Source organism: Alteromonas sp. H02, assembly GCF_059682525.1.
On record NZ_CM185021.1, the window covers coordinates 3,095,537 to 3,111,762 of the forward strand.

General features: G+C 51.3%; 15 protein-coding genes. 9 read left to right on the top strand and 6 right to left on the bottom strand.

Going from position 1 to position 16,226, the window contains the following annotated elements; all coding sequences use genetic code 11:
• Window positions 1–78 precede the first annotated feature (78 nt).
• Window positions 79–1,200 carry a HupE/UreJ family protein gene (locus tag AC566Q_RS14305; protein ID WP_499607337.1) on the bottom strand — a complete coding sequence of 374 codons (1,122 nt, stop codon included), beginning with the start codon at window positions 1,198–1,200 and terminating at the stop codon, window positions 79–81.
• Window positions 1,201–1,212: 12 nt separating this feature from the next.
• Window positions 1,213–3,153 carry an adenine deaminase gene (locus tag AC566Q_RS14310; RefSeq protein WP_499607340.1) on the bottom strand — a complete coding sequence of 647 codons (1,941 nt, stop codon included), beginning with the start codon at window positions 3,151–3,153 and terminating at the stop codon, window positions 1,213–1,215.
• A 26-nt stretch (window positions 3,154–3,179) separates the two neighbouring features.
• Here AC566Q_RS14310 and AC566Q_RS14315 point away from each other — a divergent pair, with 26 nt between their 5' ends.
• Complete coding sequence (locus tag AC566Q_RS14315) at window positions 3,180–3,485, top strand: hypothetical protein (protein WP_499607343.1); 306 nt, start codon at window positions 3,180–3,182, stop codon at window positions 3,483–3,485.
• 6 nt (window positions 3,486–3,491) lie between these two features.
• The gene (locus tag AC566Q_RS14320; RefSeq protein ID WP_499607346.1) at window positions 3,492–4,997 is read left to right on the top strand and encodes an FAD-binding domain-containing protein; all 1,506 of its coding nucleotides are present in this window, start codon (window positions 3,492–3,494) and stop codon (window positions 4,995–4,997) included.
• Here the strand turns inward: AC566Q_RS14320 and AC566Q_RS14325 are convergent.
• Window positions 4,987–5,499 carry a retroviral-like aspartic protease family protein gene (locus AC566Q_RS14325; protein WP_499607349.1) on the bottom strand — a complete coding sequence of 171 codons (513 nt, stop codon included), beginning with the start codon at window positions 5,497–5,499 and terminating at the stop codon, window positions 4,987–4,989. The two genes, AC566Q_RS14320 and AC566Q_RS14325, sit on opposite strands and share 11 nt — an antisense overlap.
• A 328-nt stretch (window positions 5,500–5,827) precedes the next feature.
• Here AC566Q_RS14325 and AC566Q_RS14330 point away from each other — a divergent pair, with 328 nt between their 5' ends.
• Both AC566Q_RS14330 and AC566Q_RS14335 read left to right on the top strand, forming a co-directional pair.
• Window positions 5,828–6,172 (top strand): hypothetical protein, encoded by a 345-nt coding sequence (locus tag AC566Q_RS14330; RefSeq protein ID WP_499607351.1) that lies wholly within the window; start codon window positions 5,828–5,830, stop codon window positions 6,170–6,172.
• 184 nt (window positions 6,173–6,356) lie between these two features.
• Window positions 6,357–7,193 carry a patatin-like phospholipase family protein gene (locus AC566Q_RS14335; protein ID WP_499607354.1) on the top strand — a complete coding sequence of 279 codons (837 nt, stop codon included), beginning with the start codon at window positions 6,357–6,359 and terminating at the stop codon, window positions 7,191–7,193.
• On the opposite strand, the gene AC566Q_RS14340 is transcribed toward AC566Q_RS14335, so the two are convergent.
• Window positions 7,190–8,479 carry a DUF445 domain-containing protein gene (locus tag AC566Q_RS14340; protein ID WP_499607356.1) on the bottom strand — a complete coding sequence of 430 codons (1,290 nt, stop codon included), beginning with the start codon at window positions 8,477–8,479 and terminating at the stop codon, window positions 7,190–7,192. The genes AC566Q_RS14335 and AC566Q_RS14340 overlap by 4 nt on opposite strands.
• A 229-nt stretch (window positions 8,480–8,708) precedes the next feature.
• Here AC566Q_RS14340 and AC566Q_RS14345 point away from each other — a divergent pair, with 229 nt between their 5' ends.
• On the top strand, window positions 8,709–10,781 hold the full coding sequence (locus tag AC566Q_RS14345; protein WP_499607359.1) for a YncE family protein: 2,073 nt from the start codon (window positions 8,709–8,711) through the stop codon (window positions 10,779–10,781).
• 59 nt (window positions 10,782–10,840) lie between these two features.
• On the opposite strand, the gene AC566Q_RS14350 is transcribed toward AC566Q_RS14345, so the two are convergent.
• Complete coding sequence (locus tag AC566Q_RS14350) at window positions 10,841–11,848, bottom strand: WD40/YVTN/BNR-like repeat-containing protein (RefSeq protein WP_499607361.1); 1,008 nt, start codon at window positions 11,846–11,848, stop codon at window positions 10,841–10,843.
• A 70-nt stretch (window positions 11,849–11,918) separates the two neighbouring features.
• On the opposite strand from AC566Q_RS14350, the gene AC566Q_RS14355 reads away from it, so the two are divergent.
• From AC566Q_RS14355 to dgcA, 4 genes are all read left to right on the top strand, one after another.
• Window positions 11,919–12,362, top strand: a complete 444-nt coding sequence (locus AC566Q_RS14355; RefSeq protein WP_499607363.1) for a DUF3859 domain-containing protein — start codon at window positions 11,919–11,921, stop codon at window positions 12,360–12,362.
• 197 nt (window positions 12,363–12,559) lie between these two features.
• Window positions 12,560–13,555 carry an adenosine deaminase gene (gene add, locus AC566Q_RS14360; protein ID WP_499607366.1) on the top strand — a complete coding sequence of 332 codons (996 nt, stop codon included), beginning with the start codon at window positions 12,560–12,562 and terminating at the stop codon, window positions 13,553–13,555.
• Window positions 13,556–13,697: 142 nt separating this feature from the next.
• Window positions 13,698–14,696, top strand: a complete 999-nt coding sequence (gene dgcN, locus AC566Q_RS14365) for an N-acetyltransferase DgcN (protein ID WP_499607369.1) — start codon at window positions 13,698–13,700, stop codon at window positions 14,694–14,696.
• Window positions 14,693–15,733: an N-acetyl-D-Glu racemase DgcA gene (gene dgcA / locus AC566Q_RS14370; RefSeq protein WP_499607372.1), complete on the top strand. Its 1,041-nt coding sequence runs from the start codon at window positions 14,693–14,695 to the stop codon at window positions 15,731–15,733. The genes dgcN and dgcA overlap by 4 nt, the downstream gene beginning before the upstream one ends.
• Here the strand turns inward: dgcA and AC566Q_RS14375 are convergent.
• The gene (locus AC566Q_RS14375) at window positions 15,730–16,200 is read right to left on the bottom strand and encodes an EVE domain-containing protein (RefSeq protein WP_499607375.1); all 471 of its coding nucleotides are present in this window, start codon (window positions 16,198–16,200) and stop codon (window positions 15,730–15,732) included. The two genes, dgcA and AC566Q_RS14375, sit on opposite strands and share 4 nt — an antisense overlap.
• Window positions 16,201–16,226: the final 26 nt, after the last annotated feature.

The window sequence follows — 16,226 nt, forward strand, 5'->3', positions numbered from 1 at the left end:
GTATCCCGGTATTTAATCACTTGCCTTAAAGTTACTATATTTAGTCACATTAATCAAAGTGATTATATTTAGTAACAATCAACCCAGCACGCGCTGAGCAAACCAAAAACTGGCGAGCAGCGCGATACATACCGAACCACCGCGGGTAACCATAGCAGTGAGGCGGGAAAAACGCTTGATGAGTTTCATCATCACAAAGGCAAGTATCACGATACCCAGTTGAGCAAACTCTACTCCAAGGTTAAAGCTAACCAGTGCACCAACGTAACCCGACGATGGAATACCCAGCTCCTTTAAGGCCTGGGCAAAGCCCAGCCCGTGCACCAGACCAAAACCGAATACCAGCATAAACCGCCATACGGGGTGAGGCTTAAATAACAGGTTTTCAATCGCAATCCAGGCAATCGACAACGCAATAACAGGCTCAATAATGTGCCCGCTCACCACAATAGCGCCATAAGTCGCCAGGCCAAGCGTTACTGTATGGGCCAGGGTAAAACCAGTGATCAGCAGCGCCAGCTGACGCAGTGAAGCCACGCCTAAAAACAGTCCCAGTACAAAAAGCGCATGGTCCCAACCAAAAGGCACAATATGCAGCATGCCCTGTTTAAGGTAGTTGGCCCATAGCTTCACATCAGCGCTGGCAAGCCCCTCTGCCGGTGGCTGCGTATTGAAATAAAAAGCCGGACTGGCCTGATTGCGCACCAGCCAGCGACTTAACGTAACCTGCTCACTGTTATAACTAATATTGAGCGCAATAGGCTCTTCAAATTTAAACGCATCGGTGAACACCGCAACCAGAGCACTTTGGGTAAAATCATCAGGCAGGTCCAGAGTAAACACAAAGCGGGTCATGGGCCAGGCGAGCCCCGAGGTAAAATCCTCCGCCGGCGCATCCGGCCAGCTTACAGCACTAAGCTGCCAGCTTAGCTGCTTGTCGCCAAGAGTAAACCGGCTGGCCTGCTCAAGCCCAACAATCAGCTGCGTAAAGCGAGGCGACTGTTGCGGCTCACTAGCCTGTGTCAGGGCATAGTAAGCTTTTCCCCCCTCCATAGCCTTGGTTAGATCCACATCCATGGTCACTACGGCCTGACCTTCGTCACTAACGCTAACGTTAATCCGGGTCATATTCAGTAAGTGGGCCTGAGCTACTCCGGGCAGGCAGAGCAGCATCAGTAACACCCTTAGCATACCAATCATAATGGCCCTTGCTTACCAGATGATCGCATGGGTATTGCCGGTGGTTACGTCCACCAGGCCGCCCGGATTCCCCTCATAAGGCGCTACCAGTTGCCACTTCCAGGGCGCTGCGGTTAAAAAGGCAAAACGCATTCTTTCCGGTAATCCGTTGGCATTGATCCAGGCCATTTTATCGGCCTGATGATGAAGATTTTCCATTTCTGCCGCGACCTCATTTACCGGTCGGGCTGTCATTAATCCGCCAACGTCAAGGCGCACCGTGGCAACCACCTTGCCATCATTCACCAGCACCCAGCCGCCGCCCATATTGGCTACGGTGTTGGCCGCCAGCGCCATGGCATAATCGTCGTTACCCATAGTCCAGATATTGTGCAGATCATGAGACTGCGAACTGGCCAGTGCCGAGCCCGGTGTTTTCGGTCCTACGTTTTGCCAGATCATTTTCGACACTGCCGCCGCACCGTGATAGCGGTCGACCACTGCCACTTTAATCAGGCCCGCTGCCGGATCGGCTTTAATAGTGCCATCCTCAGCCACCGGCAGCTCTTTGGTGATAAACTCCGGCTCAAACCAGAACGGCTCCAGCACCGCAGCATTCACTGTTTCGCGGCCTTCCGGAGCGGTAATCACAAAATCTGCCGCAATCAGTTCCCGCCCCACATTCATGGTATCCGTTGCCCATTGTGGATAATCTATTTCGGGGATAGGTAACCGGTATTCGCCGTTATCAGCTGCTAGCTGGCCATTAGCATATACACGCTCAATCGCCACAGTTTGCGGATCCGATAACAGTACAACATCAGCATAACGCCCCGGGGCCAGAGCTCCCACCAGGTGGTCAATATTGAAATGGCGAGCAGTGTTATAGCTGCCCAGTTGATAGGCAATTTCAAGTGGCACCCCTAGCTCAATAGCACTACGAATATTGTAATCCATCGAGCCCAGTTGCAGGGTGGCAAACACGTCGCGATCGTCGGTGGTTACCGAGATATTGCTCCAGTCTTTCAGGCCAATTTCCAGTAATTTTGGAAACAACGAGTCCATGCCGGCCTGTTTAATTTCTAAAAATACGCCGCGGCGTAATTTTTCAATGCCTTCATCAGCCAGACGCACCTCATGATCAGAGGCCAGTCCTGCCGCGGCAAAGGCACTGATATCGGTTTGTGAGGTCAGGTTCATGCCATGGCCTTCTACTACACCTCGGTAGTCGTAGGTTGCCTCAATCATCTCCCAAATACGCTGGTGACCACCGTTATCGGCATTAATTACTGCCGACCAGTCCATCACTTCACCTAAGGCAACCACTCGCGGATCATAGGTTAAGAAATCGCGCATCTCGTTATAACCATAGTAACCACCACCCGATTCATAAACCGTTGGCGGCGTTGCCGAACCGATAGCCGGGAAGATTTTCAGCGTGCTGCCTTTGCGTTCCGCCTCAAGCCAGAATTCGGCATTACGATTGCCCACAACATTGGATATCTCGTGGGAACCTTCCACCGTCCAGGTATTGCCGTGAGGGATCACCAGTGCCGCTTCATATTCAGGCGTCAGGTAAGAACTTTCGATGTGTTTATGCGACTCACCAAACCCCGGTACAGCCCACAGACCCTTTGCATCATAGGTACTCTGAGTTTCACCCGGCCAGGTACCAGTATCCCCCACCCAGGCAATACGGTCATGTGTAATCACGATATCCTGTGCGGGCAACCACTCCTGGGTAAACACATTAAGCAACGTTACGTTTTGAATAATAAGCTCGGCTTTTTCCCGGCCAAGAGCAACCTGCGTAAGCGCCTGGCGGGTTTTCACTTCCTCTTTAAATACATGAGTTTCAACCGGTGCATCAGAATCTGCCATGGCGTCCTGCTTAACTTCAGTGTGGGGCGAACAGGCACCAAGCAAAACACTGATCAACAGCGTCGCTGTGAGAGGATTACGGGTGGCAGACATAACAATACTCCTGGCTGGCTAAGATAATGAGTGGAAACGAGTCACGCCGAAGGCTGGCATTGGTCAGTATCTTTTTCGACAGATTGCAGCGGGCTAGCAACTATGAGCAATGTGATAGCAATTGTGGTGCCAGATACCTGACCAAACAGTCAAACCCGAAAAGAGTGGCAATAGGCCGCTCTATTCACTGCAATCACGCTGGCAAAAGTGAGCTGCGTGCACCAATTGGTTACATCCTTGCACTGTGCGCTGGCAGATATATTTTTCTGGCGGGCAATCTCTACGGCCTGCGATTGCGTATAGCTCAACATGAAAACCAAGCCAGCCAATAATCATCTATGACATCATCGGTTCCGCCCATGCTCACTGTGGTCTGGTTTAAGCGCGACCTGCGATTACAGGATCACGCACCGCTTCATCATGCAGTAACTCTTGCTACCGATAAGGGCTATCCGGTATTGCCACTGTACCTTTTTGAACCGGACATTATGGCTGACCCGCACCATTCAGAACGGCACTGGCGGTTTGTGTGGCAAAGCTTGTTGGCCATGCAGCGCACGTTACAAGGAGCTGGAGGCGAACTGCATGTCAGCTACGATAACGCTGTGGCATTTTTTCGCCGACTTATAGCTACGCACCCGCACATCGAAGTGGTCAGTTATGCCGAAACCGGGCTGCATTGTACCTTTGAGCGGGACAAGCAACTCAACGCACTGTTTAAAACGCACAACGTCAACTGGCGGGAATTTCCCTATGCCGGCGTGCAGCGCGGTATTACTCATCGTCGCACCTGGCATCAGCGCTGGCAGAAAGTGATGGCCCGGCCTGGTTTAATGACCGATCTTCACCATCCGCATTGGTACATCAATAAAAACCTGCTGAACCGGGTACCTGGCGACATTGCCGTGCGTTTGCATCAGCCCGACGATAGCAAGCAACCCGGCGGCGAGCACCACGCCCATAAACTGCTGGCCAGTTTTCTTAACCATCGGCACACTCATTATCACCGCCATATCTCCAGCCCGTTGGCCAGCTTCAACAGCTGCTCCCGGCTCTCGCCCTACCTGGCCTGGGGCAATATCAGCCTGCGCCAGGTTTATCAGGCGCTCAATAGCGCAGGCAGAAAACGCCCGCGTTCGTTAAGCGCTTTTGCGTCGCGATTACACTGGCATTGTCATTTTATTCAGAAATTCGAAAGTGAGTGCGAACAGGAATTTCGCGCGGTTAATCATGCCTATAAGCATTTTCCTTATCGCGATGATGACAAGGTTGAAGCCGACCTCGCTGCGTGGAAAACAGGCACCACCGGCGTTCCCATGGTAGATGCCTGCATGCGCTGTGTTAATCACACTGGTTATTTAAATTTTCGCATGCGTGCCATGCTGGTGAGCTTTTTAACCCATTACCTACTGATCGACTGGCGACTGGGCGTGCGTCATCTGGCCCGTCAGTTTCTCGATTTTGAGCCAGGAATTCATTACCCGCAGTTTCAGATGCAGGCGGGCGTAACGGGTACTAATACCCTGCGTATTTATAACCCGGTAAAACAGGCCGAAGATAACGATCCCGACGGCAGTTTTATTCGCCAATGGGTCCCGGAAATTGCGCATCTGCCAAACGAGGAACTTTTTGCGCCCTGGCTAATACCACCACTCACCCATATGGCACTGGAACAACCCGTACCAGAACGCTACCTGAATCCTGCTGTACAGCCGGATGATGTCATTGCACGGCACCGGGATTTGTTATGGAATTGGCGAAAAAGAGATGATGTAAAACGGGAGGCGCGACGGATCCTGCATCGCCACTCTATACCTGCCAGCCAGATAAAGCCTAATCGCTAACTGAGATGCTGGCGTGGAGCTGCGACTGGTCGCACTTACTGAGGGTAAGTCTGGCTGGCGCTAACTCAATGCCAAGCGGTGCTGCACGACTAAGCAGTTCCATGCCCAGAATATTGTGCTCATTGTTCATCACCGCGACGCTGACATTAGTAAACTGACAATCGTTGCTCAGGCTTAGCAGCGGCACATTATACAGCTTCACCTTATGCTGACGGCCATTCGCCAGCCTGGCGATAACCAGGCCATCTTCAGTGACCTGCTGGGTTTGCCTGATACGGGCAAAGGTTGCCTTATTAAGTACGGTAAGCGAGGAGCCTGTATCAATTAAAAACAGCGTATCAGACTCTTTATCCACCTGACTCTGCAGATAAAGCGTACCGCCTTCACTGGTAGTCAGTGCAAAGCTGTTGGCCTGGGCTGTATCGATCAGAGCAAGATTGGTGCTTACCAGCACTGCCAGGACGGCAAACAAGGTTTTGACTGCTTTAACAAACATACGCATTCTCACTCACTGACTAATTCAGGACTTACCGGGGTGAGTTCATCTTTTTGAGACTCAGTGAGTAGTCAGCAAGTTAAGCACCAAAACGTAGGTGATTGTTTTCAATGGTATCCGCTCAGCAGATCCGCTGCCAACGCACAAAATAAGTGCCACAGCGCACCAAAATATAACAACGCAAACAAATCCTTATCACCAAATGAAGCGTAACCTTTAATGTTGATAGTTAATTACTATCACGAGATGGTATTACTTTTTATGAAGGGCTTAATTACACTCGTATTGCCTATAAAAAAAGCTAAAACTGTTTTAAATCTTCAAGGACACTACAATGAAATTATCAATTTTGCCTTTATTGGCTGTTTCCTGCTTGTCATTTGCCCATACTTCAGCCCAGGCTGCACCAGAAATAAACAACACCGATACCACCATGGTTGTTGAGCGCTCTGGTAAACCGCCTTTTAAGCGTACCTTTGTACAAGCCCGTACTGTTGATGTTGCCCAGTTTGAAACCAGCGCACAATGTGAAGACGTAAAAACCGTAACTCTGCGCGGCAAACCACCGTTTAAACGCTCTACCGAATGTGTTCAGGTAGTAGATGTTGCACAGTTTGAGGTCGGCTCAGAGCAGCCAACCACCGACTTTAGCGGTAAACCACCGTTTAAGCGTCACTAATCCGCTCTGTACTACTTCCCCGGGCCTGCCAGCCAGTTGCCCGGGGCGACTCAAAAAACACTTTTGCTCCCCTGCTCGCCCCTTCCTTCGTTTATACCGATTAATCAATAAAAATTATTTCATCAATGGTTGTTGTTCCGGTACGGTAAATTAACGGTAACAGCCAAAAAAACGGAATTGCATTATGAAGCGTGCCCTCGTTGTAGAAGGAGGCGCCATGCGTGGCATCTTTGCCGCCGGTGTCCTCGACAGTTTTCAGCAGCAACAGTATTACCCTTTTGATCTGGTGGTGGGTGTCTCTGCCGGCGCCACCAGTGCCGCAGGCTACCTGACAGGTAATGCCGAACGTAACCGACGCATTATCTTACGCATGGCGACTCAGCGGGACTTTTTCAATCCACTGCGATTTGTCATGAAAGGCCATATGACCGATGTAAAATGGCTGTGGTGTGAATCCCGTGAGCGCTACCCACTCAATGTAGACGCACTGAGCCAGCAGGTACCGCTGCAGGTGGCGATTACCAATATGCATACTGGTCGCGCCGAGTATCATCAGGCAACTGCAGAAAACATTGATGAACTGATGGAAGCCACCTGCGCCCTGCCGCTGGTTTACCGTACCCCGCCACAACTGGAGGATGACGTTTATGTGGATGGCGGTGTAGCCGACGCTATTCCGGTACAACATGCTTATCAACAAGGCTGTCGCGACATTACGGTTATTCTGTCGCAGTCCTGGGGCTATCAGAAACCAGAAGAAAAAACACCGTGGATGACCGACAAGATGTTTGCCGATTATCCGGCACTAAGCAATACAATTCACCAGCGCAGTACCACTTATAACGATACATTGAAATTTATTGCTAATCCGCCGGCCGACTGCAAAATACAGGTAATCGCGCCGCCGGCAGACTTTCCGGTAAAACGTCTGACCATGAATAAAGCCAGACTGATTAAAGGTTACCGAATGGGCCGTCAGTGTGCACAGCAATATTTCAGTCAGTATACCCAGGCAGCTTAGGCAAGCTGGCTGATGGCATATTCAATAGTAAACAGCACACCGCCAATCAGCCCACCAACCAGGGTGCCGTTAATGCGCACTTTCTGCAGGTCCTTACCGATATTTAATTCAATCTGACGCGCCATGTCGGTGGCGTCCCAGCTTTCAATAGTGCGGCGAATATGGTCGGTAAGAAAACCGGCCAGCTCCGGAGCAATATAACGGGCGGCTACGCCAATATGGTGATTAACTGCCGTTTGTAAGTCGTTATCGGCTACAAGTCTCGCGCCAGTATCGCTGAACAATCGGCTTAGGCGGTTTACCACCTGACCGTCGGCGTTGGCCAGATCATCGCTCAACCATTGATGAATATCCTGCCAGATGCGCTGCAGGTAATTATGCAGAGCCTCGCTTTCCAGCAGCCGCGTGCGGAAGTCTTCGAGTTTTTGCTGCGCCACCGGGTCCGTTTCCAGACCGTCGATAAAGCGGGTAATTTGTTCATTTAAGGCCTGCCTGACCGGGTGCGCCGGATCGTTATTAATATCCTGCAGAGTGTGGCTCACGGCACTTACCGCTATTGCCGCGCCCTGCTCACTTAACCAGCCAGAGGGCAGTATTTTCTCCAGCCGGCGATACTCGGTTTTCAGCCAGACGTTGAGTTTATCAGCAATCAGCGCCTGGGTTTCCTCGCTTTGTAGTGCGCCGGCCAGCTTGTCGATGAGCTTATCCACCAGCTGTTGGTGGCGGTTATCCCTGGTCATTACTCTTAGCGAACCTGCCAGCAGGGCTGCCATTGGGATTTTGCGCAAGCCCCGGTCTACCGAGCGGCGCAGAGCTTGTTGAATGGGCGTGTCATCAATCACGTTTAATAAGCCGGTAAGACTGTCGGCCACATAATGGGCAAGGCGTGCTGCATTGTTACGTTGCGATAACCACAGGCCCATGGCTTTTGCCGGAGCACTGCGCGCCACCAGGGATTCGATAGCCTGTTCATGAAAGAATTTTTCCTTCACAAACTCTGCCAGGTTAGCGGCTATGGTGCGCTGATTGCGGGCCACAATGTTGGTATGGGGAATCGGCTTAAATGCCGGAATAGGCCGAAATAAGGCGCTTACCGCAAACCAGTCTGCCAGCCCCCCTACCAGCGCGGCCTCGGCCATCATTTTGAGTAAGCTCAGGGCAGTATGATTACTCAGCGATGGTTGTAAGGTTTGCCACATACTGATGCAGATAAACAGGCCCGCTGCGCCCAGTAACCAGAGTCCGGCCTGTCGTTTTGCGGCGTGCAATTGTTGCGCTTTATCCATAGATCCCATCACTTTTTAAGACTATCTGCTGGTAATGATGTATAGGCAAATACCCACTAAGCAAGTAAAACCGGTTGATTTTACGGGTTTATTTATACAACTAAATTTTATTTAAAATTATTTTTATTATTTTGCATCCAGCGCGGCATCTCACTCGTTTGGCTTATGACGGCTGCTTTAAATCCCCCTGCTGTATGGCAGTCATACTCATTACAAGGAGATACGGAAAATGAATACAAAATATCATTGGAGCTTAGGCCCGTCGATCATCGCTCTTTCACTCACCCTGGCACTTGGCGGCTGCGTAGATGACGGTGATACTGGTCCTGCAGGCCCGGCTGGCATGAATGGTGCGGACGGTGCTGACGGTACGAACGGTAGTGATGGCGCCCCGGGTTTGTCCGAAGGGATCTTTTTAATTGCCAACAACGGTGACAGCAACCGCGGAACCGTGAGCCGGGTAGATCAGAACGCAGCGCTTCTCAATCAGTTTACCTCTGGTGCCAATGAGGGCATTGTACTGGACGCTGCTGGTAATCTTATTCAGGCTGCCGATAGCAGCAACGGAAGTCTGCGCACGGTTTGCCGCATGTCGTCGCGCTCAGGAGGCATGTACATGCCTGCCTACGATAAAGAAATAACCGGCGCAAACACAGGTTTAACCAATCCAAAAGGGATCCATCTGGCCGAGCACAGCGGCATGGTATTTGTGGCGGATTTTAATGGCATGCGGATCAGTATTTTTGGCAGTCAGGCAGCAGGCGATGTAACGCCGGTGGCAGAAATTCCGCTGTCGGCCAAGCCATGGGATGTCACGGTAGATGAAGTTAACGACCGCATGTATGTGGCTCTCACCGACGGTACTGTAGCGGTTTATGATAACGTCATGAGCTCCGGTTTTGCGCCTACAGTCATGCGTTCTATTGTACCGGCAGATGCCGATGGCAATCAGCTCTCGGTAAACCTGCACGGTATTGTTTATGACGCCGACAGCGATCGTCTGGTGGTTTCTGATGTGGGCGATGCAGCCGTGGCCGATGATGGCCAGCTGTTTGTGTTCGATAGTGCCGCCATGGCGGATGGAAATACAGTACCTGCCCGTCAGGTTGGCGGCCCGATGTCGATGCTGGGTAACCCGGTAGACATTATTTTTACCGGCACCACTTTGCGTGTGGCAGAAAAGTCGAACGATGCCATTCTCGTCTTTACTAACATTTTCGATGGGCCGGATGGCGACATGGCCCCCACCCTTGCAACCACTACCAGTAAACCCGAGTCACTGGCTCAGGTGATGCCGGCAATGGACCTGACGGATGCATCAGATAATGCGCTCACCGCCACAACCATAAATGGCATTGTGGTATCGAGTAACCCTTCGGCAGCGGGCCCGACAACCGGCCAGATATCCCGTTACAGTGCGGTACTCAGCAGTACCCTGGGCAGCTTTGATGCGGGCATGAGTATTGAAAGCGTAACTATAGACGCCTTAGGCGATGGTGCCGTTACCTTTGATGATGTCGATTCTGCCATGGGTGGCGTGCTCATCATTAACCGCCTGGCCAGCATGCGGGATGACGACAGTTACACCATGTCTCAGGATCACATGATTATGGGAGCCAATACCGGCTTAGTCACGCCGAAGGGAGTGGATGTGTCGTCTGCTCACGGACTGGTCTTTGTGGCTGAGTTCAATCCGGATACGCCAGCGGTGCAGGTGTTTTCGTCTTGCGCGTCAGGAGATGTAGCGCCACTCCTCTCACTGGTTGCCAGTAATGATGCGCGTCCGTGGGACGTTGACTACGATGCTACCACCGACCGTGCTTTTGTCGCCCTGACTAACGGTACCGTAGCGGTATTTGACGAAGTCACCCGTAAACTCATGTCGGGCATGACAACAATTACCGGTGAAGACCGCTTAATTACACCAGCCATGGGCGGAGCAGCGATCACTGCGCCAACCAACATTCACGGCATAGACTACGATCCACAGTCAGACAGCCTGGTAATTTCTGATGTGGGCAGCGCCGCCAGTGCCACCGACGGCAAGCTCTATGTTATTCCGGCAGCCGGTATGGCAAGTGGCTTGGCTCAGATGAGTGTGATGATTGCCGGACCGAACTCTATGCTCGGCAACCCGGTAGACTTAATGCTCAGCAATGGCCATGTATATGTTGCGGAGAAGTCGAACAACGTGATCATGCGCTTTGATAATATTCTCAATAGCGCCAGTGGTGATATCGCCGCTGATTACAGCATGAGTTACACCGCGCCGGAATCGGTTGTTGTGGTGCCGGTTAACTAATCTAACGGCCAGTAATCAAAGCGCCCAATCCCGGGCGCTTTTTTATTCCTTCTAGTGAGTTACTTATACAGCTCCACCACGCCGTTTTTACCCACGCCTATACAGCCCTTCTCAGCCTGACAGGCCAGGCTCCATATATTACTTTGGCTGACTATTTGCCACCTATCGGCGCCAGGTTTTAATACTGCTACGCCCTGAGGATTACTCACCCAGTACCCAACACCTTCGGTTGTAGCCAGTAAAGCTGAGCCATATACAGCGCCTTTTAACGATAATTCAGGTAATGCCTGCCAGGTATCACTATCAATGAAATATTGCCAGGCACTGGCCGGAGCGCCGGCAAGCTTAAGACTGCCGCCACTGACAAACACGGTATTGGTTGTGGCCTGCACAGAGAAAATCCCACCCGCCTCGCCACCGGCAATCGGGCTTTCAATACTTTGCCATTGGTTGCCCTCAAGCAATAACAAGCGCGGTGTATCGCCATTACCAGTGCCAATCACAACACCTCTGCCGGGTGTGTCATTAAGGCAGGTACCGCTGGAGGCAAACCCGCCCTCTGATGACTGGGCTTTGATAGGCAGAGACTGTCTTTGCCAGTTTAGTCCGCCATCGGTGGTGGCCAGCACAAACAAGCCCTGCTCATCAGAATCGCCATATAGCCAGCCCATGGTGAGCGAGGTCATATAAAAGCAGTCGTAAAAGGTGCTATGCTGCTGCCCCTGTGACACCTGCTGCCAGTGCTTGCCATTATCATCGCTGATAAACACGCCGGAATCCGGCCCTTCCCCTGCACTCATCACCACCAGGCGGCCGTTAGCGAGCCGCTGATTATCACGAAACTGCCTGTTATCTGAGCCGGTTGGTGCAGATATCTGCTGCCAGCTTGCGCCATCATCCCCGGACAGATAAATCCCACCGGCAGTACCGGAGGCTACTGCGTAATTATCCTGCCAGGTGACAGCCTGAAACGAGACATTTTCGTTTAACTGATGAACGGTTACACCGGCTCTGGCCACCTGCAACAGACTGGCACAAACCAAAACAGAGAAGAGGAGTGTTTTCATAGGCGGGGGCAGAAATCCTTGGTTATATTTGCTAACATTAAAATTATCATACAATAAGAAATAGCATTCTATGGCAAAGCCAAAACCCATAATAGAAATAGTCACTTATGGTATTCACACCAAGTGGGATGCCGACGCCAAAGCACTACCAAAAATTAAGACGTTCACCAACCATATTCCATTGGAGCTGGATATAGAATTTGGCTTTATTGTTAACATAAAGCGCGCCAAAAATCAGCAGGTTCGCTATTGCATTTATCATCCCGACATCCCCGACGAAGACGGTGTTCCAATGCCGCCCTTTGACGGCGAGGAGTATATTCGCTCCAATGACTGGGATTTCTATCTGGGCGATACGCTGTGGGAGCCGCTTAGTAACAAAGTGGGCGACTGGCGTATGACCCTGGAGCTCAATGGCCGGATCATTGCGGATAAAACCTTTACCGTCGAAGACGATCTGCCTTACGACGGCGCGCAGTTCTGGCAACGGGGTAAACCTAAACTTCGCCGCTAAACCACCTGTGGTGGCTTGCCATGTTTTCGGGCAATTTTGCACCGTTGTGACACATCCGGCTGGCCACCAGGAATAACAACCTCTGTTTAAACAATCGGTTAGATTTTTGCCCGCCAGGGAATAATCCTTGCAAAACTTACCCGAATGATCTCCACAAAAACCCGATGAATACCATCTAACAAGAATACGGAGTGTGTATGCAAGCATTTATCGAAGGTATGCCAAAGGCAGAGTTACATGTTCATATTGAGGGCACGCTGGAACCCGAACTGAGCTTTGCACTGGCGAAAAAAAATAACATCGAACTCCCCTACGATACCCCTGAAGCACTGATCGCTGCTTACGATTTTCACGACTTACCCTCTTTTCTGAAAATTTATTATGCCGGAATGAGCGTGCTGATAGATGAAGACGATTTTTACCAGCTAACCTGGGATTACCTGGAAAAAGCCGCGTCGCAGAATGTGATGTATACGGAGATTTTCTTTGATCCCCAGGGCCACACCAGCCGCGGCGTTAGTTTTGATACGGTGATCACCGGGATCAGGAAAGCGCAAACAGCGGCAGAAACAAAACTGGGAATTCGCAGCCAGCTTATTATGTGTTTTTTACGCGACATGTCGGCCGAAAGTGCCATGGAACATTTGGTGATGGCCAAGCCTTTCCTTGGCTGGCTGGTTGGAGTGGGACTTGATTCGGATGAGCACAACAACCCACCGGTAAAGTTTCGAGAAGTGTTTAAGCTGGCCAAAGAATGGGGGCTCAAGCTCACCATGCACTGTGATGTAAACCAGAAAAATACCCTGGAGCATATTCGCCAGGTTATCGAAATTATTGGCGTAGACCGCATTGATCACGGGGTTAATTCACTGGAATCTGATGACCTTTGCGAACTGATTAAAAGTCACAAACTGGGGCTCACCGTGTGTCCGGTATCCAATCAGTTTGTGGTGCAATCGTTAACCTCAAACGAAATTCGCCAAATGCTCGATAAAGGCATGCTGGCCACCATCAACTCCGACGATCCGGCTTATTTTCGGGCTTACATGAACGAAAACCTGATTGCTTTACAGCAAGAAGGCGACTTTAGCCGTGACGATCTTAAAACGTTGATGGCCAATGCCTTTACCGTGACCTGGCTACCCGAAGACGATAAGCAAGTCTATCTGGATCGGCTCAACGCGTATTGTTAAAGACGACTACCAAAGGCCACCCCTGAAGCATTTTATTAATGAAGAATAACGCTGGAATTCATTAGTCGATGGCTTTAGGGTACTGACCCATCGTATTTGTCTTCTTCAGTCACCTTATGTGACCTCTGTTCAAGGAGTTATCATGAACCTGCCTTCCCCTTATTTACTTTTTATCGGCAATGCTACAGATCCGCTCAGCATCAAAATGGCTAAGAGCGCGGCGGACTGGAGCCCTGAGATGTGCGTGGGCGAATATTCCCTGCCGGGCTGCAGTGTGACCACCGGCCTGCCAGCCATGACCATCGAAGAAGGTGCAGAGCAAGGCGCCAAAGCATTCGTACTGGGTTTTGCCAACAGCGGCGGCGTGCTCGACCCATCGCTGGTTGCTTCCATTATTACCGCTCTTGAAGCTGGCATGGATATTATTAATGGCCTGCACGATAAACTTGCTGATATTCCTGAAATAGCTGAAAAAGCCCAGGCACTCGGTCGCCGCCTGATAGACATTCGCCACCCCACTACCAAATTTAAAACCGGTACCGGCGTAAAACGCCCGGGCAAGCGTTTGCTGACCGTAGGTACGGATTGTTCGGTGGGTAAAATGTACACCACCCTGAGCCTTGCCCGTGGCATGCAAAGTCAGGGCATGAAAGCCACCTTCCGGGCCACCGGTCAAAGCGGTATTCTGGTTGCCGGTGAAGGCGTAGCAGTAGATTGCGTGGTGTCTGATTTTATTTCCGGTAGTGTCGAAGCACTCTGCCCGGCCAATGACGATGACCACTGGGATTTAATTGAAGGTCAGGGCTCGCTGTATCACCCGGCCTTTGCTGGCGTTAGCTTAGGATTGTTGCACGGCTCACAACCCGATGCGCTGGTTATCTGCCATGCATTAAATCGCGACCACATGCGCGCATTGCCGGGTCGCCCGCTACCCAGCCTAGAACAGGTTATCGAAATGAATCTTACCGCCGCGCGTGTCACTAATCCTGAGGTAAAGGTGATTGGCGTATCGGTCAACACCTCTTCGGTCAGCGAGGATGAAGCCCTGGCCTATTGCAATAGCGTGACCGAGCAACTTGGTCTGCCTTGTGTCGACCCGATCCGTCACGGCGTTGGTGCATTAGTGGAGACTTTGGAATGAGTCTGAGCTTTAAAGCCTTTACCGAGTCTTTTCCGCTGGCCCGTGAGTTTCGCATTTCACGGGGCGCAAAAACCCAGGCCGATGTCATCACTGTAGTAGTCAGCGACGGTTATTATTATGGCTGGGGCGAATCAGTCCCTTATGCCCGCTACAACGAGTCTATCGATTCGGTGTTAGCACAACTGGAAGATATAAAGGGCGCCTTTGCCAATGTGTGTGACACCGAGGATCTTCTTACCCTGCTACCCGCGGGCTCTGCGCGCAATGCGCTGGACGCGGCCTTGTGGGATTTAAAAGCCAAGGTAACAGGTAAATCAGTAACCAGCCTGGCCAATCTGCACACGGTACAACGTTGCTATACTGCACAAACCCTCAGCATTGATTCGCCTGAAGGCATGAAAAACCAGGCGCTGGAAATAAAAAATGCGCCGCTGATTAAAATTAAGCTGGATGAACACCAGGTGCTTGAACGTCTGGCCGCCATCCACGAGGCGTCACCGCAAAGCCGGTTAATTGTAGATGCCAACGAGGGCTGGCAGATAGCAATGCTGACTGAATTACTGCCGGATATGGCTAAGCTTGGTGTTGCGTTAATAGAACAGCCGGTGCCTGCCGAAGCCGATGAGCAACTGGCAGGGCTTAACAGCCCGGTTATCCTCTGTGCTGATGAATCCTGTCACGTGAGCGCCGATATAGAACGTCTGGCAAAATACTATCAGGCGGTCAATATAAAGCTGGATAAAACCGGCGGCTTAACCGAAGCCATTCGCGCTTACCATGGCGCTAAACAGCACAATCTGCAAATCATGATTGGTTGTATGGTGGGCTCGTCGCTGGCTATGGCGCCAGCCTATGGCCTTTGCGCCGATGTGCAGTTTGTCGACTTAGACGGGCCGCTACTGGTTGCTCAGGACCGTGCCGATGGCTTTACTTTCGACCAGGGCCGCATGATTCAACCGGAGCCTTTTTTGTGGGGCTTGCCGGGGCAATACGGCCAACAAGGCCTTGCCCGCCTGTGGGACGAACTGCCGGATTAAAGCTGACGTCCGGCCAGCTCGTTTAAAATGTGCCATTCGCTTTCTGTTACCGGCATTACAGACAAGCGATGGCCTTTTTTCACCAGTCCCAATTCAGTAATTTGCGGGCAGTCTTTAATCACACTCAGCGGTAGCACGCGGGCAAACTTGCTCACGTACTTTACATCCACACTGTACCAGCGCGGTTTTTCCGGCGTTGCTTTCGGATCGTAATAGTCCGACTCGGGATCAAACTGGGTTGCATCGGGATAACCGGCTTTAACTACCTCGGCAATACCGGCAATACCCACCGTTTTACAACTGGAGTGATAAAAAAACACCTTATCCCCCACGCTAACCTCATCGCGCAGGAAATTACGCGCCTGATAGTTGCGCACCCCGTCCCAGGGCTCGGTTTGGTCAGGTCGTTGAGCCAGGTGGTCGATACCAAACACGTCCGGTTCCGATTTGAACAGCCAGTAACGCATGAATGTTTCTCCGTAGTTATCTGGCG